Below are 18550 nucleotides of genomic sequence, written 5' to 3'. Positions count from 1 at the left end.
GGTGCGGTTTGGCAGTTTACCTATTTGGGTGCTTGTCAATAATGTATATAGCTACTGTTTCAGCCGATATTTATAGCTTAAGCGGTTGCATGTTAATAATTACTTAAACGCGAAGAATGGAAGAGGTTTGTGATGACTGTTCGCGGTGATATTCGAAATGTGGCAATTGTGGCGCACGTAGACCACGGTAAGACCACTCTGGTAAACGCCATGCTTCAGCAGTCGCACGTATTTTCTGAGCGTGAAGAAGTTCCAGATCGCGTTATGGATTCCAATGATTTGGAACGCGAAAAGGGCATTACTATTCTTGCTAAGAACACTGCTGTGCAGTACACAGGTCCATTAGCTGAAAAGTATGGTCATCCAGAAGGTATCACTATTAACGTTATTGATACTCCAGGTCACGCTGATTTCGGTGGTGAGGTCGAGCGTGGTATCTCTATGGTTGACGGCGTTGTTTTGTTGGTTGACGCTTCTGAAGGTCCTCTTCCACAGACTCGCTTTGTGCTTCGTAAAGCTTTGGAAGCTAAGCTTCCTGTTATTTTGTGCGTAAATAAGGTAGATCGTCCAGATGCTCGTATTGAAGAAGTTGTTGGCGAATCTACAGATTTGCTTCTTGGCTTGGCTCAGGATGTTGTCGAGGAAGGTATTGACCTCGATCTCGACGCTTTGCTTGATTTGCCAGTAATTTATTGCGCTGCTAAAGCTGGTTATGCTTCTGTTAATCAGCCTGAAAATGGTGGTTTGCCAGATAACGATAATTTGGAGCCATTGTTTGATTCTATTATTTCGAACATTCCAGCTCCTGAATACGAAGAAGGTGCTCCTCTTCAAGCTCATGTTGCAAACATTGATTCCTCTGACTTCTTGGGTCGTCTCGGTTTAGTGCGAATTTACAACGGAACTTTGGAAAAGGGCAAGACTTACGGTCTTTCTCGCGTCGACGGTTCCATTGAAAACTTCCGTGTTTCTGAGCTTCTTCGCACTCAAGGTTTGGAGCGCACTCCTGTAGCTTCTGCAGGTCCTGGCGACATTGTTGCTGTTGCTGGCGTAAACGACATTATGATTGGCGAAACTATCGTTGACCAAAACGATCCAAAGCCGCTTCCATTAATTCATGTCGACGATCCTGCAATTTCTATGACTTTCGGAGTAAACGATTCTCCTCTTGCTGGAACTGAAGGCAAGGATCATAAGCTTACTGCTCGTATGATTAAGGATCGTTTGGATCGCGAGCTTATTGGTAACGTTTCTATTAAGGTTATTCCAACTGAGCGTCCAGATGCTTGGGAAGTTCAAGGTCGTGGCGAGCTTGCTTTGGCTGTGCTAGCTGAGCAGATGCGTCGCGAAGGCTACGAGCTTACAGTTGGTCGTCCTCAGGTTGTTACCAAGACTATTGATGGTCAAATTAATGAGCCTATGGAAAGCACTACGATTGACGTCCCAGAAGAGTACATGGGTACCGTCACTCAGCTTATGGCTGATCGCAAGGGTCGCATGGATTCTATGAGCAACCACGGTTCTGGTTGGGTTCGTTTGCAATTTACTGTTCCTTCGCGTGGTCTTATCGGTTTCCGCACTGCTTTGCTTTCTGCTACTCGCGGAACTGGTATTGCAAGCTCTATTTCCGCCGGTTATGCTCCATGGGCTGGTCAGATTGTGACTCGTCAGAATGGTTCCATGGTTTGTGACCGCAAGGGTGTTGCAACTCCTTATGCTATGCAGCGTTTGCAAGCTCGTGGCGTATTCTTCGTTGATCCACAAAGCCCAGTTTACGAAGGACAAATCGTTGGTATTAACAACAAGCCAGATGAGCTGGATGTAAACATTACGCTTGCTAAGCACATGACTAACATGCGTTCTTCAACCGCTGATGTTCTCGAGACCTTGACTCCGCCAATCAAGATGAGCTTGGAAGAGTCTCTTGACTTTGCTAACGAAGACGAATGCGTGGAAGTTACACCTGAAGCAATTCGCGTGCGCAAGATTATTTTGAGCCGTGACGAATGGTATAAGTGGCGTGCTAAGCAGCGTCGTCAAAACAACAACGCTGCATGATAATCGCAATATACCAATTAGTAATGGAACGTTAGGTTTTATTATGTCGTCGAAACCGTGGTCGCATCGCTTGCCTTCGTGGGGCAGGTATGCGACCACGTGTGTTTCTGCAGTAATATGCGCGTTGATTGGTACTTTTGCTCATCGCTGCGGTGCAATGGATAACATTCCTTACGGATTCGTATTATCTATGCTTTTGCTGTTTTTGTCTGCTTGGTGTGCAAGATCTCGTAGTGGTTGGAGTGGATTACTTATTCACGCAATAGTTTTCTCCGCGTTTGCTTGGATTCTCGCATTAGATTTTATTGGCAGTGCAATTCTAGTACCTGTTGGTTTCACAATACCGTTGCCATGGTGTTCGCAATATGTTGGATATTTTTGGCTTTACGGCGTTCTTGTTGCTCACTTAGTCTTGCTTTGTATGCCTCAGCGTTGGTTTGTTATTGAATAGTGAAATGAGCAAAGAATTTGCAATAATTTAAGCGTGACTTCGCTGTGAATTTTGCATACAAAGAAGTATTAAGCAGTATTTTTTACAGTAGTCTTGATTACAATATTCTTAACTGCAACAGTTTTTAAGGAATACTTATGAATAGTAGTAACAGTAAGTTCTCACGTAAATTATGCTATTTAGGGCCGGAAGGTTCTTTTACTCATCAAGCAGCTTTAAAAGTTCAGCAGCAGTTACAATCATTTGAGAATTTGCGACTTATTCCAATTGCTTGCGAGAATGTTCTTAGTATTGCTAGTGAAATTGAAGAGCATAACAATTGGGGTGTTATTGCGTGGGAAAACAATATTGAGGGCGTTGTAATACCTAATTTAGATTTACTAATTGATGCAAAGAATATGGTTGGTATTGCTCGCGTAGGAGTCGATATTAGTTTTGATGCTGTTATTTGCAAGTCAGATTCAATCGATAACTGTTCTACTATTGTTGCTCATCCGCATGCGTTGGCACAATGTCGTAAGTTTGCTCAAGAGCGTGGATTGAAAGAAAAAACTGCGTCTTCAAATGCTGCTGCTTGTAGGGATTTAGTTCCTGGAGAAGTTGCTTTATGCCCTAAAATTTGTGCTGATTTATACAATAGGCAGATTGTGAGTGAAGCAGTTGAAGATTTTTCTGGCGCGCGAACTGAGTTTTTAGTGCTAGCTCCTCGAGATCAGGCTTTAGATTTTGTTAATGTGCAGCGAGAAAACTTTTCATCATTTTCCTCAATTATTGCATTTATTCCGCGTTGCACAGGTGCTGGCGTGTTAGCAAATTTGCTTGATGTTGTGCGTGATCATGGTCTTAATATGACTTCCTTTATGTCTAGACCGATTAAAGGGCGAGGCGGTTTATACAGTTTTATTGCAACTGTTGATTCTGCTCCTTGGGATTCTATGTGTAAAGATATGATTCAAGAGGTTGTTGAACATGGTGATTGGGTTCGAGTTTTAGCAGTGTATTCTTCTGATAAACGCAAGAATCCGGTGATGGATGATTGGATGCTACCTCATGGTGGAGTGTGCGTTGAACCTTCAGTTGATGCTTTACGTAATTTGAACGTAATGCGTGCAGAAAGAGAATTATTATGGTAGACGATGCTGAATTTTCTCAAAATTTTTCTGTTGGTATTGTAGGTCTTGGTCTTATTGGTGGATCTCTTGCAAAACGACTTGCTAAACTGGCAAATTGCAACGTATATGCATGGAATCGTCATAATGAGCCTTATGACGAAGCTAAAAGTTTAGGAATTACTTGCGTAGACAATGTGCAAGATTTAGCTAAACTTCGTCCAAATGTTTTGATTTTATGCAATGCTTTAGCCGCTATGCCAAGTATTTTGCATGAAGTTGCACCTTATATTGACAAATCTTGCACAACTATTAGCGATGTTGGTAGCGTAAAAACTTTAGTTAGAAATCAGGTTGCTGCAGCAGGTTTGCAAGATTGCTACGTTGGTGCGCATCCGATGGCTGGTAGTGAATTTACTGGTTGGAAAGCTTCTAGTGGTGAGCTTTTAAATGGTGCTTTGTGGGCTTTAACTGTTGATGATTCTACTGAGTTTTGGCGAGTTAGAAATATTTTGCAAATGATTGTTTCGCTATGCAAGAATCGCGCAATAGTTTTGGATGATGCAACGCACGATAATTCTGCAGCTCTTATTTCTCATATGCCTCATGTTGTTGCAACAGCTCTTGCAAACGTATTATGTGAACAATCTAATCGTGCTATTGCTTTACAACTATCTGCAGGTTCCTGGCGAGATATGACACGAGTTGCTCTTACTGATCCTCAACGCACTCGTGCTATGGTAAGTGAAAATCGGCATAATACTGCGAAATTATTGCGTTCCGTAATTTCTGAGCTAACTTTTGCTGCAAATATGTTAGATAATGATGTTGAAACCGCGGATGCTTTAGAGCAAGAGTTTTTTGCTAAAGCTCAATCTTGGAGAGAATATAAATACTTGCAGCGCAACTCGTCTAAAACTAGTATGCAACAAAGCGATGCTGCAAATAGCAGATTGTGGAAGTATGATTCTCAAATCAATTGGCAGCAGGAATTATTAGAATCCGCGCGCTTAGGAGAATCCATTGTTGAACTTTCCGGATTTAACATCAACGAATCTTCGCAACTGCTATTGCGCTCAGATGCTTCCTTGAGAAATGTGTAAAACTTGCTCCTTATCAGACAATTCTACAGACTAAGCGGCTTTTGGAATTTGCGTTCTGGGATTGGCTTTAAACGGTAAATAGTTTTGGCATCAATGAACATTTCTTCGGCAGCTCTAGTGCCGTTTGCTGCAGGATCTCGAAGTAAATGAAGCATTACCCCGTCCCACTCGAGTACGTGCCCAATTGCATCATGATACTCGATTTTTTGTGTTCCATTGTTATTGTCTTCTATAATTTTGTAAGTTCTTACTACTATGCGCGAGCCTGCAGGTATTTGCTGTGGTAGTGTAGTTAAATTCCGTGTTTGTGTGTTCATAACATGCTCCTTGTTGTATTATGCATGTGACTGAAGTATATGGCAAACGTTTTGTTTTAAACTTTTATGGAAGGGTGAGTTAAGTATGAGCAACAATAAATTTGTTTCTGAAAATTTCTTAGGCTTACCTTCTAAATATATGAGTTTAATAGATGATTATATTGATTATGTTCGTGCTAATAAAGGCTTGGGTGAACGCACGCAGAAAGCTTATGCCAGTGATATTTTGCAATGTTTAGCATGGTGTAATCGGCACGGATTTAATAATATTTCGGAGCTTACTACGGATGATTTGCGTTCGTGGATGGCTGATGAGTCGCGAAGTCATGCGCGTTCAAGTTTGGCTCGCAAAGTAGTTGCGGTGCGTGGTTTTTTTGCGTGGTGTCAGCATGTTGAATACATAAGCGGTAATCCTGCAGAAATTTTAATGACGCCAAAAATTAAAAATATGCTGCCATCTGTTTTGGATGAATATCAAGCAGAATCATTAATGAATAATGTTGATTCTAAAGCTAATGTTTCAACTTCGTGTCCCAAAAATCAGAAAGCTATAGGACTTCGCAATGCTGCAATTCTGGAGCTTTTATATGCGACTGGTATTCGTGTTGGTGAGCTTACTAGTTTAAATATTCAGGATATTAATTTTTCCTCGCACACTATAAAAGTTACTGGTAAGGGAAATAAGCAGCGTGTTGTGCCTTTTGGGGTTCCTGCTTATAAAGCTTTATCTGCTTGGATTTCTAAAGATGGACGAGAAATTTTATTGCGAAATTCTGTTGAAGAGGCAGTATTTCTTGGTACTCGCGGAAAGCGTATTGATCAGCGTTTGGTAAGGCAGATTGTGCATGACGAGGCTAAAAGTGCGCATGTTCCGGATATTTCTCCTCATGCTTTGCGGCATAGTGCTGCTACGCATATGTTGAATGGAGGGGCAGATTTACGCGAAGTGCAGGAATTATTGGGTCATTCATCGCTTAATACTACTCAGCGTTACACTCATGTTTCTATTGAATCTTTAAAACGTAAGTATTCTCAAGCTTTTCCGCGTGCATGATAGTAAATGTTTTAAACATTCAATTATTCATATTTAACATGTTTTTTACATAATAAATATGTTAATTTACATTTTTGTAATATACATATATCTATAAAAAACAATAAATTTTACTATATAAATAATAAAATTTTCGGTATTTATAATTAAATCTAGACTTAAATAATTAATTATTACTAATATACAATATTTTTTTCAATTTTCTTTTACTATTGCATTGTTTGTAAAAATACGTATCATTGAATTTTAATCAACGAAGAGGCCTCGTCATTGGCTTGCGAGAATCCATCTGGCAATAAAAACCGGATGGATTTTTATGTTTTAGCTGATGTTTGGCTTTTTTGTGATATGACAATCCTGCCTACCAGACGTTAGGAGAAAAATATATGAAGAATAAGGCTTTGGCTTTCGCTGCTGCTGCCTGCTCGCTGGCAATGTTACTTGGTGGCTGTGGCTCTTCCGCTAAGAATGCACAAACAAACGGTGGCAAGGTTATTATTACCGTTTCAAACTCTGAGCCACAAAACGAATTAGTCCCTGGAAATATTAACGAAAATGCTGGCGCTCGTCCTGCCATGTTGGTTAATTCCACGTTGGTAACTTTCGATGAAAAAGGTAATCCTGTGAATGAGGATGCTGAAAGCATCACTCCAAATGCTGATGCTACCCAGTACACCGTGAAGGTTAAGAAAGGAAAGAAGTTCAGCGATGGCACTCCTATTACAGCCGAAAGCTTTGTGAAAGCTTGGAGCTTCGTCGCTAACGCTAAGAATGCTCAGAAGTGTGCTTCCTTCTTCCAAACCATTAAGGGTTATGCTGATTTGCAGAAGGATGGTACTAAGGGTGACGAACAGCTTTCTGGTTTGAAGGTTGTTGATGAAAATACTTTTACCGTTGATTTGGAACAGCCAGATTCTGTATTCCCAATTAAGGTTGGCTACTTGGCATTTGCTCCACTTCCGGAATCCTTCTACAAGGATCCAAAGGCTTATGGCGAAAAGCCTGTTTCTTCTGGTCCATACTTGTTCAAGTCTTGGGATCACAACAAGCAGATTGAAGTTGTGAAGAACCCAGATTACGATGGTCCACGTAAGGCTCAGAATGATGGCGTAACTTTCAAGGTTTATACAGATGGTAACGCTGCATACCGCGATGTGCAGGCTGGAAACCTCGATATGACTGATAATATTCCAGATACCCAAACTAAGACTTTCCAGAAAGATACAACTGTTAAGGCTTACAACCGTCCAGGTTCTGTAATCCAACAGTTCACTATTCCTTCAAGTCTCCCGCACTTTGATGTAAAGACTGAAGAAGGTAAGCTTCGTCGTCAAGCTATTTCTATGGCTATAGACCGTAAGGTGATTATCAACAAGATTCTCAATGGCACTGCTTCTCCTGCGAACGAATTTACTTCTCCATTGACTCCAGGCTATAAGGCTGATCTTAAGGGTCATGAGAACGTAGAATTTAATGCAAAGAAAGCTAAGGAACTTTGGGCTAAGGCAGATAAGATTTCTAAGTATGATGGATCTCTTACTTTCTCCTACAATGCCGATGGAAATGCAAAGTCTGTGTTTGATGCTGTTGTGAATTCCCTCAAGAATAATCTTGGAATCAAGGCTGAGACCACTCCAATTCCTACATTCCAGGAATTCCGTAATGCTTGCGCTAAGCGTCAGATTAAGGGTGCATGGCGTGCAGGTTGGATGCCAGATTATCCAAGTGCAGAAAATTACTTGACTCAGGAATTTGCTTCCGTTGCAGCTGATGGCAATGGTTCCAACGAAGGTGATTATAAGAATCCAAAGTTCGACGATTTACTTAAGAAAGCTGCATCTGCTAAGCCAGAAGAGGCTATTAAGCTCTATCAGCAAGCAAACGAAATCCTTCTTGAGGATCTTCCATCTGTCCCATTGTTCTACTCGAACGCTAAGGCTGTGATGGTTCCAACTTTGAAGGGCTTCACAATGGATTGGCAGAATATGCCGCTGTACTATCAGCTTCACAAATAAGCTGGTAGCTAATTAAGAAAACAGCATAGTGTTACATACTTTTTAGAAAGTTAGTAGGTAACACTAGTTGGTTCCTCTTAATAATTTAATATCGCTTATTGCGAAATTGCTGCTCCAGCTAAACTAGTTAAATAAAACTATTGAGCTGGAGCGGCACTTTGTTGTTTTTTGAGTAAGTTTTAACAATTCAAGGAGAATTCGATGGGTAAGTACATTCTGCGTCGTATTTTGCAGATGATTCCTGTTGTTCTCGGCACAACATTATTAGTTTATGCTTTAGTATTTGCTTTGCCTGGAGACCCAGTAAAAGCAATGTTTGGAGAAAAACCTGTTAATCCTGCAGTGGCTGCACAAATACGAGCCGAGTATAACTTAGATAAACCATTTATTATTCAATATTTACTTTTCTTAAAGAATGCTCTTACCCTCGATTTTGGTCATACTTTTGCAGGTCAACCAGTTATCGATGAAATTGGTCGTGCATTCCCGGTTACTGTTCAACTAGCAATTATGGCATTCGCTTTCGAGGCAATATTTGGTGTCATATTTGGCATAATTTCAGGTTTGAAGAAAGGCAAGTGGTATGACAGTGTGATTCTGGTTGTATCTCTTCTTCTTATTTCTGTTCCAACATTTGTGACAGGTTTCGTAGGACAATACTTATTTGGTGTTAAATGGCGCATATTACCAGTTACAGCTAGTAACGATCCTGGATTCTTCGATTTGCTTCTTCCTGCAATGGTTCTTGGTTCTGTGTCTATGGCGTATATCATTCGACTTACAAGATCTGAAATTTCTTCAAATATTTCGCTCGATTATGTGCGTACAGCTCGTGCAAAGGGCTTAAAAGAAGGCTCTGTTATTGTTCGTCACGTTTTGCGCAACTCGCTTATACCTGTCGTCACCTTCTTAGGTCAGGATTTGGGTGCTCTTATGGGCGGTGCAATGATTTCGGAAACGATCTTCAACATTCATGGCGTTGGATTCCTCACATATCAAGGGATTCTAAAAGGAGAAGGAAACCTTGTTGTTTCCATTGTCACGCTTTTGACATTGATATTTGTATTTAGCAATTTTCTTGTTGATATGTTGTACGCGGCTCTTGATCCGCGCATTCGTTACGCGTGAGGGGAGTACACTATGGAAGATAATTTGATGAAAAATGATTTGATTGCAAATAATGCTTCAAATTGCGATATATTACCGGGGCAAGAACGCTACGTTGCACCATTAGACGATACGCCTATTCAAGAAGTGGATTCCGTAGACGAATCCGCTGCTGCAACGAGTATGTGGGCAGATACTTGGAGAACTTTGCGCAGGAATCCATTGTTTATTGTTTCTGCAATTTTGATTATTGCAATTATTTTTGTTGCGTTCTTCCCAAGCATTCTTACAAAGCACAATCCTAATTATTGCGTTTTGGAACACTCTCTTGAGCCAGCTTCAGCCGCGCATCCATTTGGTTTTGATATGCAAGGTTGCGATATTTATGCTCGAGTTGTTTATGGTACTCGTACATCGCTAAGTGTTGGTTTGCTTGCAACTATTTTGGTTGTACTTGTTGGTTCTTTAATTGGTGCGTTAGCAGGATTCTTCGGAGGCTGGGTTGATACTATTCTCAGCCGAATAACTGATATCTTCTTGGCTTTACCAATGCTTCTTGGTGCAATCGTAGTTTTACAAATGTTCCGTACATCTAAATCAATTTGGAAAATTGTGCTTGTTATGGTGCTTTTTGGATGGGTTAGCGTTGCTCGTATTGCACGAAGCGCTGTTATGGAATCAAAAAATCTTGAATTCAATACCGCATCTACTGCTTTAGGATCTACTCCAATACGTAATCTTTTCAAACACATTATCCCGAACTCTTTGGCTCCAATCATTGTTGTTGGAACAACTTCGCTTGGAACTTATATTGTGTTGGAAGCAACATTAAGCTTCCTTGGAATTGGTTTACCAAGTACTACTGTCAGCTGGGGTGGAGATATTTCTACCGCTAGAAATGTTCTTACTACGAACCCAGAAGTCTTGTTCTATCCGTCTATTGCACTCGCAATTACTGTGCTCGCCTTTATTATGATGGGTGATGCTGTAAAGGATGCATTAGATCCGAAGAGCCGTAAGGCGTGAATTTAGCGTGGAGGAATAAAACTTATGAATACAACACGTAAAGATATAGACATTCGCGCCATGCAGCTAGAGCAAGGGCCATTGTTGGAAGTAAAAAATCTCCAGGTTGATTTCACAACAGACTCAAAAAAAGCTGTTCATGCTGTTAGAGATGCTAGCTTCTGTGTTTATCCTGGTCAGTGGGTTGCAATTGTAGGTGAATCTGGTTCAGGAAAGTCCACTTCTGCAATGGCTGTTCTTGGTCTTCTTCCTGGAACCGGTCATGTTACAGGTGGATCTATTAAGCTCAAGGGTAAAGAAATTAGCAGTTTGAAGCCAAAAGAGATTGCTGCCTTGCGTGGTACTGCAATGGGCCTAGTTCCGCAGGATCCTATGAGCAACTTGAACCCTGTGTGGCGTATTGGCGAACAAGTTAAAGAAGCATTAATCGCAAATGGTGTTGACGTTGATCACGAGAAGCGTTCTTCATTAGCTGAGGCTCTTGCAGGCGATTCTGTTCAAGTCAAAAGCAATGAGGATGAAACATTCCTTGGCTCTAAAGAATTACCAGATTTGATTGAAGTTGCTAAGAAAGCTTTGAAAGAAGTTGGGCTTGATGAGCATAACGATGCTGAAAAGTTCAATGAAGCTATTGATTACTACAAGAAAGAGTGGGTTCCAGGCTCTGAAACTCGTTGGCGCGTAGCAGACGATTTAATCAAATATGGTGTAAATGACGACAAAGCTTGGGAAATTGCCAAAAAGTATGTTGTAGGTGCAAGCGTTGAAGATCGTATTGCTGGTTTGCTCGATGAAGCTGGTTTGCCAGATGCTGCAACTCGTGCACGTCAGTTCCCACATGAGTTTTCCGGTGGTATGCGTCAGCGCGCTTTGATTGCTATTGGTTTGGCTTGCCGACCGGACTTGCTTATTGCAGATGAGCCAACTTCCGCTTTGGATGTTACTGTGCAAAAGCGTATTCTTGACCATTTGCATACACTAACTGATTCGCTCGGAACTTCTGTTCTCTTCATTACACACGATTTAGGTTTGGCTGCCTCTCGCGCGCAGCATGTTGTTGTTATGTATAAGGGTCGTGTTGTTGAGTCTGGCCCATCGTTGGAAGTTTTGCAGCATCCTCAGCATCCGTATACAAAGAGACTTGTTGCTGCCGCTCCAAGCTTAGCTTCTCAGCGCATTATTTCTGTTAAAGAACACGGTGGTAACGCTGATAACTTGCTTGAGCATCATGTAGTAGGTGAGCAAACTCTCGAAAAAAGTGAGCATATTATTACTGTGGATCACTTAACTCGTGAGTTTAAGCTTCCTCGCAAGAAAGAGCTTTTTAAGGCTGTTGACGACGTTTCATTCTCTATTAAGCGTGGTACGACGTTAGCTATCGTTGGTGAATCTGGTTCAGGTAAATCTACCGTTGCGAATATGGTTTTGCGACTTCTTAAGCCAACAAGTGGAACTGTTACTTACGAAGGTAAGAATATTTCCGATTTAAAGGGTGCGGATTTGCTTGACTTCCGTCGCCATGTGCAGCCAGTTTTCCAGAATCCGTATGGTTCTTTGGATCCTATGTACTCAATTTATCGTTCAATTGAAGAACCTTTGCGTATTCATAAGATTGGTGATAAAAAGAGTCGTAAAAACCGTGTGGTAGAGCTTCTAGACATGGTTCGTATGCCTGCTTCAGTTATGACTCGATTCCCGAACGAACTTTCTGGAGGACAGCGTCAACGAATTGCGATTGCTCGTGCTATGGCTTTGGACCCAGATGTTATAGTTTGCGATGAAGCTGTATCTGCTTTGGATGTGCTTGTGCAAGATCAGGTTTTGCACTTGCTTAACGATTTGCAGGCGGAGCGTGGTTTGAGCTATTTGTTCATCACACACGATTTGGCTGTCGTTCGTCAGATTGCAGACGAAGTTGTTGTTATGCAGCATGGAAAGCTTGTTGAGCATGCAACTACAGATGAGGTATTCAATCATCCACAGATGGAATACACTCGCGATTTGCTTGATGCAATTCCAGGAGGAAATTTGGAACTTGGTTTAGACTAAATAGTACAAGCTGATAAAAAGGTGCAGGTTTTATAGAATCTGTACCTTTTTATTTTTCTATTAATTCCGTGTTTATTGGTTGAGTAATCCATAACTTGTAATCTGTGTTGGTTGCGTGATTTATGTCTGTTGCTTAGTGGTGGAGCTGTTTGTGTTGTGTACATATTAGAGTTGATTACATGATTACAATTACGACTTCGAATTTAAACGGTATTCGTGCAGCTGAGCGCAAAGGTATGCTTAACTGGTCTGACGCGCATACTCCAGACGTGTGGTGTATGCAAGAAGTGCGCGCTCCGCAGGATGCAATCGACCCAATTATGACAAAAATTGAAATGGGATATCGTACGTCTGAAAATATCGTAAATTCTATAAAAAACGATAATTTTACTTATACAAATGAAGTTTGCCGTGTAAAAGGTCGAGCTGGAGTAGCTCTAGTTACGTCTCTTCCTGTAGTTGAAAAACGCTACGGTTTGCCTGGCTTAAACGAGGATGTTGATTCTGGGCGATGGGTTGAAACTGACGTGCGTACCCCTGAAGGGTATGAAATTACTATTGCTTCTGTGTATGTTCATGCTGGCAATGTGGACGATCCGCAGAAAATGCAACAAAAATTCCGCTTTTTAGACACAATGCTTATACGCTTGGGGGAGCTTCGAAATATTGCAGCAAGTGGCGGAAATCAAGCGATTTTGTGCGGTGACTTTAATATTGCGCATACTTCACTTGATATTAAAAACGCTAAGGCTAATGAAAAAAGTGCAGGATTCTTGCCAGAGGAACGCGCTTATATTGATCGCTGGATTAACGAATATGAATTTGTGGACGTTATGCGCATGCTTGCAGGAGATATTCAAGGACCATACACTTGGTGGAGTCAGCGCGGTAAAGCTTTCGACAATAACGTTGGCTGGAGATTAGACTACCAGTTCGCAACTCCTGAAATTGCGGAAAGCGCTCGCGGATTTGTGATCGATCGTGCTGAAAGTTATGATGCGCGATGGTCTGATCACGCGCCGTTAAGTATAAAGTATGACGTGTGATGCGTAAGTATTAATTTGCATAATGTGAAATAACTAAATAATCGCACGTGTATATGAATGTACTATATACGCAAATTTTTCAGTGCTTTGCTTGTGCTATTCTGGTGAAGTTAGGCAATTTACAATAATAAGTAATAAATATATTTTTGTAGATTTGTTGTTTTAAGAAATGAGGAATAATGGGTTGGTTATTTGGCCGACATGAAGAAGAAAAATCTTCAAAAGTTGAAGACAAAATCGTAGAGGTAAAAACTGGTCCATGGGATTTCAATGATGAAGATGCTCCTGATTTTAGCGATTATCTAGATTTTGGTTCAATCTATATTCCATATTTTCAAGGCATTGAGTTGCGAGTAAAAAAGCAGCATGAAACATCGCAAGTTCTTGGTATGACAGTAACTTATGGTTCTTCAAGCGTAGAAGTTGAAGCTTTTGCTGCGCCTAAAACATCTGGTATTTGGCTAGAAGTATGCAAAGATTTGCTTGATGGTAATAGTCAAGCGTGTACAGTACAAGGCGAATTCGGTACTGAGCTACTGTTGCCTGTAAAAGTTGGAGAAAAAACCATTACAACGCGTATTGTTGGCGTTGATGGTCCTAGGTGGATGCTTCGCGGAGTATTCTCTGGACCTGCAGCAACAGAGCTTGCAGATAATAATAACGAAACAAAACAATTAGACGAATGGTTTAAGGGGATTGTTGTAAATCGTGGTGAAGAGCCGCTTGCGCCTCGCGATTTTATTCCTATGCATGATCCAATAACTAGAGAAGAAAAAGAAGCTGCTTTAAATGCAGAAAATAGCGGTAAAGATGGGGAAAATAATACGTCTGATGAAGATGCTAATAATGCACTAAAAAAAGACGATAAACCATTAGGTTACGACCAACAAGTAGAAGTAAAAACTACGCTTACACGCGGTCCAATGTTTGCTGAAATTAGATAATGCAAGTAGTAGAAAGTTAATTGAATGGATTCACAGGAATCTTTACAGAAGGTCGAAGAAGAGTTTTCTTCGCAAGAGTTTTCAAATGAAGTAAAACTCGACGATTATGCGCAAACCAACAATTTTGTGCAGACTAAAAAACGCTCAGGATTAGCGACATTGGCTTCAATCGGAGCAGAAGGGTCTACATTTTCTGTAATTGATTCATTGGGTGGCATTCGAGGCGTAATTGAATCCATGCTTCCAGGCTTGCTGTTTGTTATTTGCTTTGTTGTAACGCGTAACGTACAAACAACGGTTATTGTGGCAGCTGTGATTGCTGTTTTGCAAGTTGTGGTTCGTCTTATTCAGAGGCAATCGCTTATGGGAGCAATTAGTGGACTTGTTTCCATTGCAATTTGCCTTATTTGGGTGTGGACGAGTCATCAAGCACGCGACTACTACATGATGGGTTTTATTACAAACGCTGTTTATGGTGTGCTTCTTGCTATTTCGCTGATTGTGCGCGTGCCTGCTTTAGGGCTTGTGATTGAGTCAATTCGCAAAATGCCTACAGAAAACTTTGGTGCGTGGCTTCATGAATGGCTCGATTATAAGCCGCTTAAGCGAGCGTATATGTATGTGACAGGATTGTGGATTGCTGTTTTTGTGCTGAGGCTCGTTTTGCAAGTGCCATTATATTTGACGAATCACGTTGTATGGCTTGGTACCGTTCGCTTGATTATGGGATTGCCGTTTTGGGCGCTCGCAATTTGGGTTTCTTACTTGATTATTGCAACGCCGTTTATGCGTCTTCATCATAAAAATCATGAAGAGAAGCAGAGCGAAGAAAATCAGCTTAACTAAAATCAGCCTAACAAAACGCAAAACTAGGGGGTAGTTTATGCAAGTGACGATGCGAATCGAGCGATATGCGGATCAAGGAAGATGTGTAGGTCATCTTGACGGACGCGTTGTATTCGTGCGATTTGCGCTGCCTGGTGAGCTGGTTATTGTGCGTATGGATGAGCCGATGCGTGCAAAAGCGCACTTTTTCACTGGTGAAGTTGTGGAAGTTTTGGAGCCTAGCGCGGATCGTGTGGAGCCGCAATGGAAGCTCGCTGGTCCTTTGGCTCAAGGCGGCGGAGTTGGAGGCGCAGATTTAATTCACGTTTCTTTGCCTGGACAGATTCGTTGGAAGGCGTCCGTGATTGCCAATCAATTCCAGCGTTTAGCACATATGGATGTTGCGGATAACGATGTTAGCGTTGAGCGAATGCCAGGTGATGAGGAGCTTAACGGATTTAATTGGCGTACGCGCATGGAGTTGGTTGCGGATGATGAAGGGCGATTGTCTATGCGAAAGCGTGAGTCGCATGATCGCATTGCGATTGATACTATGCCGCTTGCGTCGCGCGCGGTTTTGGCTGTTGCGGATTCTTTGGATTTGTGGAATCGAGAATTTGAGCCAAATTCGCAAATTCGTCTTGCTGTTCCAGAGCCTCGGGTTGAGGGTTTGGATTTTAATGACAAGGCTGCGCTTCTTGATGCGATTGGCGAAAATTATGCGCTTATAGTAAATGATGAGTTGGTTGCAGGCTCGGCTTTGCTGCGAGAGCGCGTGCGAGTTGCGGTTGATGGTGATTCGTCGCGTATGCGTACTTTTGATTACGATGTTGACGCGCGCGGTTTTTGGCAGATTCATCGCGCAGCTCCAGAGCATTTGGTGAACTACGTTTTGGGATTAGTTCGTTCTGCGCTTGGTGGGCGTAGTAAGAATACGGTTTTGTGGGATTTGTATTCTGGATCTGGTTTGTTTACGATTCCGCTTGCAACTTTGGCTAATGTTGGCGGAGATTCTTATGGTGCTTATGATGCTGTAGGCGCTTTTGGTGCTGCTGAACCAGCTCGCGTGCTTAGCATTGAGGGTGCGCCGATTGCTGTAAAGAATGCAAGGCGAAACATTGGGCGTGCTGGTCTTAGCAGGGATGTTGTTGAAGCGCTTGAAGGCGATGTTGCGCAAACGCTTGAATCGCAGGTGTTTAAGGCGAGTAAGTCGTCTAAGATTGTTCGCCGATTTGCGCATCCTGATGTTGTTGTGTTAGATCCTCCGCGCGCTGGTGCTAAAGCTCAAGTTTGTAAGCAGATTGCGAAGTCTGGAGCAAGAAGCGTTGTGTATGTTGCTTGCGATCCGACTAGTCTTGCTCGCGATGTTGGAACGTTTAGTGAGCTTGGCTACAGCGTTCAGTCTTTGCGTGTGTTCGATATATATCCCAACACTCACCACGTTGAGAGTGTCGTATTGATGTCAAAGGCTGATTAGGTGGGTGCATTTTTGCCCTTGTGTATCAGGGGTTTGCGAGGGCTATCGTTAAAAGGTTTAGCGTGTGGTGGCTTTAAGCTGGGTTCTTGCGATTTTTGAGCGCAGTTTGGCTGTATGAGGGAAGATATCAACGTTCTAGGGTCGAGTGCACAGGATGTTAACGTACTTCGCTTGCGTTGAAAGCACACTGTGCTTTCAACTTTGAGCAAGCTCAGCGAATCGAAGTGCATTCGCGAATTATATTTAATCGCTCATGCAAGTCGATTCGCCACTTTGCACCCACCTTGTGGAGTGGGAAAATAAGGTTTAGGCTAATTATCATGGAGAAGAAATCTAAGTTTCGTTAGTCTAATAATAAGGAGAGATGGCTATGGATAAGATAGATGAGCTAAATAAAGATGTGATAGTCATCCATCCTCAGCGTGTAATTAAGGATTATGCGGTTGGGGTTTATGCTCGTGTGAGCACAAATCGTAAAGAGCAGTTGGATAGTCTTGCTGTTCAAGTGTCTGGTCTTACTCGTCTTGCTGCTTCTCACATGACTTGGTTTGTTGCTGATATTTTTCTTGATGTTGCTTCAGCTAAGGTTGGATCTTCAAGAAACGAGTTTAATCGAATGATTGATGAGTGCGAGAAAGGTAATCTTGATATTATTCTTACTAAAAGTGTGAGCCGTTTTGGTCGTGATACGAAAGAAGGCTTAGAGGCTATTAGAAAGCTTAAAGCTTGTGGCACGAGAATTATCTTTGAGACAGATAAAATTGATACGGAAACTGTCGATGATGAACTTTTAATCAGTGTGGTTCAGGCTTGTAGTCAAGCAGAGAATGATTGGCGTAGTGAGAATATTGTTTGGGGATTAAGACGTAGGGCAGAAGATGGCACATCAGGTCTTTATAGCAGAGTTTGTTATGGTTATAAAAAAGATAAACATGGCATGCTGATTATTGATGAAGAGCAAGCGAAGGTAGTGAGAGCTATCTTTGATTGGTATCTAGAAGGTTTAAGCGTTGTTGGAATTATTGAAAGATTAAAAAGTAAAGGTGTTAAGTCTCCAAAGGGGAAAGACAGTTGGAGTAAACGGGCTGTTGAGAGCACTTTGACTAGGCGTAAATATACAGGCGATGTGGCTATAGCTGATTCAGGCGGTTCTGACAGGCAATATTTGTATTCGGATCATCATTCCGGAATTATTTCTAAAGAGAAGTTTGAAGCCGTTGAGCTTGAGATGGCGGCTCGGAGTAATGTGGAAGTTGGAGAGGACGGGACTATTGTTAGAAAGAAGAAAAAATATAGCTCGAAGAAATAGGAAGGAGTCGAGATATGGATTGCAGAGGACATGCAACAAGAGAAAAGATTGCTCAAGATTACGAAATTCATCCTAGAGCACATATAAAACTATTAAAAAATCAAAGTAAACATAGTGATGCAGGGCCTATTATTCAAAATGAATACTATATTTTAATGCTAAGAGAAGAAATGATGGGGAGCTAGAAATAATTCAGTGTGGTATGGGTGCAGCAAGAGATTTTCTTGAATTAATTAAGCATCAAGGGCTACCAATTTTTAATCCCCTAAAAGTTAATTACAGAGATTCAAACGGTGATGAAAGTAATACTACTGGTACTAATAGCTTAAAAAATGTGACCTGGAATGAAACTGCAAAACAACTGTATAACGCAATCATGTGGCTAATTGTATTATGGGATGCCAAACCTGATACGCCTCTCTTTGATTTTATGGATGAAGTAATCAAATACAAAAAATGTGAGCCTTTTGATAGAAAAATCAGAAGAGTAAATACTGCTATACAACATGGAGGCAAAGGTAGGACTTTAACAGAGATGATTGATGATTATAGAAAGTACAATGATTTTAAGAATGATATTTGCAATTTTGAACTTCTTAGCGACAAAATTAATAATATGAGGGACAAAGACGGAAGTAAAATAAAATCCTATTTTTAAGG

The 18550-nt window shown here is 41.4% G+C and carries 17 protein-coding genes; 16 read left to right on the top strand and 1 reads right to left on the bottom strand.

Annotated elements, in window-relative coordinates; all coding sequences use genetic code 11:
• Positions 1-132 precede the first annotated feature (132 nt).
• From typA to HXT48_RS05140, 4 genes are all read left to right on the top strand, one after another.
• On the top strand, positions 133-2058 hold the full coding sequence (gene typA / locus HXT48_RS05155) for a translational GTPase TypA (RefSeq protein WP_064621387.1): 1926 nt from the start codon (positions 133-135) through the stop codon (positions 2056-2058).
• A gap of 43 nt (positions 2059-2101) precedes the next feature.
• Complete coding sequence (locus HXT48_RS05150; RefSeq protein WP_041160476.1) at positions 2102-2509, top strand: hypothetical protein; 408 nt, start codon at positions 2102-2104, stop codon at positions 2507-2509.
• Between the two features lie 137 nt (positions 2510-2646).
• Entirely contained in the window at positions 2647-3642 is a 996-nt protein-coding gene (locus tag HXT48_RS05145; protein WP_116440547.1) for a prephenate dehydratase domain-containing protein, read from the top strand.
• Positions 3636-4721 carry a prephenate dehydrogenase gene (locus tag HXT48_RS05140; protein WP_116440548.1) on the top strand — a complete coding sequence of 362 codons (1086 nt, stop codon included), beginning with the start codon at positions 3636-3638 and terminating at the stop codon, positions 4719-4721. Before HXT48_RS05145 ends, HXT48_RS05140 begins: the two co-directional genes overlap by 7 nt.
• A gap of 23 nt (positions 4722-4744) precedes the next feature.
• On the opposite strand, the gene HXT48_RS05135 is transcribed toward HXT48_RS05140, so the two are convergent.
• A complete protein-coding gene (locus tag HXT48_RS05135) occupies positions 4745-5038 on the bottom strand; it encodes a DUF6725 family protein (RefSeq protein WP_012913969.1) in 294 nt (97 codons plus the stop codon).
• Between the two features lie 85 nt (positions 5039-5123).
• Here HXT48_RS05135 and HXT48_RS05130 point away from each other — a divergent pair, with 85 nt between their 5' ends.
• The 12 genes from HXT48_RS05130 to HXT48_RS05075 all read left to right on the top strand — a co-directional run bounded on the left by HXT48_RS05130 (position 5124) and on the right by HXT48_RS05075 (position 18548).
• A complete protein-coding gene (locus HXT48_RS05130; protein ID WP_116440549.1) occupies positions 5124-6092 on the top strand; it encodes a tyrosine recombinase XerC in 969 nt (322 codons plus the stop codon).
• A 386-nt stretch (positions 6093-6478) separates the two neighbouring features.
• Positions 6479-8107, top strand: a complete 1629-nt coding sequence (locus tag HXT48_RS05125) for a peptide ABC transporter substrate-binding protein (RefSeq protein WP_004110383.1) — start codon at positions 6479-6481, stop codon at positions 8105-8107.
• A 201-nt stretch (positions 8108-8308) separates the two neighbouring features.
• A complete protein-coding gene (locus HXT48_RS05120) occupies positions 8309-9235 on the top strand; it encodes an ABC transporter permease (RefSeq protein ID WP_004105077.1) in 927 nt (308 codons plus the stop codon).
• 12 nt (positions 9236-9247) lie between these two features.
• Complete coding sequence (locus tag HXT48_RS05115) at positions 9248-10240, top strand: ABC transporter permease (RefSeq protein ID WP_064621766.1); 993 nt, start codon at positions 9248-9250, stop codon at positions 10238-10240.
• 24 nt (positions 10241-10264) lie between these two features.
• Positions 10265-12289: a dipeptide ABC transporter ATP-binding protein gene (locus HXT48_RS05110; protein WP_421793019.1), complete on the top strand. Its 2025-nt coding sequence runs from the start codon at positions 10265-10267 to the stop codon at positions 12287-12289.
• A gap of 179 nt (positions 12290-12468) precedes the next feature.
• Positions 12469-13335, top strand: coding sequence for an exodeoxyribonuclease III (locus HXT48_RS05105; protein ID WP_012913973.1), 867 nt, complete (start codon positions 12469-12471; stop codon positions 13333-13335).
• A 179-nt stretch (positions 13336-13514) separates the two neighbouring features.
• Complete coding sequence (locus HXT48_RS05100) at positions 13515-14279, top strand: DUF3710 domain-containing protein (protein ID WP_004105066.1); 765 nt, start codon at positions 13515-13517, stop codon at positions 14277-14279.
• Between the two features lie 24 nt (positions 14280-14303).
• Complete coding sequence (locus tag HXT48_RS05095; RefSeq protein ID WP_415685096.1) at positions 14304-15125, top strand: DUF3159 domain-containing protein; 822 nt, start codon at positions 14304-14306, stop codon at positions 15123-15125.
• A 37-nt stretch (positions 15126-15162) separates the two neighbouring features.
• Entirely contained in the window at positions 15163-16581 is a 1419-nt protein-coding gene (locus HXT48_RS05090) for a class I SAM-dependent RNA methyltransferase (RefSeq protein WP_421784316.1), read from the top strand.
• A gap of 370 nt (positions 16582-16951) precedes the next feature.
• Positions 16952-17890, top strand: a complete 939-nt coding sequence (locus HXT48_RS05085) for a recombinase family protein (RefSeq protein ID WP_174143064.1) — start codon at positions 16952-16954, stop codon at positions 17888-17890.
• Between the two features lie 14 nt (positions 17891-17904).
• Positions 17905-18075 carry a hypothetical protein gene (locus HXT48_RS05080; protein ID WP_421777204.1) on the top strand — a complete coding sequence of 57 codons (171 nt, stop codon included), beginning with the start codon at positions 17905-17907 and terminating at the stop codon, positions 18073-18075.
• A 17-nt stretch (positions 18076-18092) separates the two neighbouring features.
• Positions 18093-18548 carry a hypothetical protein gene (locus tag HXT48_RS05075; protein ID WP_101890222.1) on the top strand — a complete coding sequence of 152 codons (456 nt, stop codon included), beginning with the start codon at positions 18093-18095 and terminating at the stop codon, positions 18546-18548.
• The last annotated feature ends 2 nt before the right edge of the window (positions 18549-18550 follow it).

The sequence above is a fragment of the Gardnerella sp. KA00127 genome, assembly GCF_049244125.1.
GTDB classification, from domain to species: Bacteria; Actinomycetota; Actinomycetes; order Actinomycetales; family Bifidobacteriaceae; genus Bifidobacterium; species Bifidobacterium swidsinskii.
Note: the sequence above shows the minus strand (reverse complement) of the source record. Positions and strands in the feature narration are given on the sequence as shown.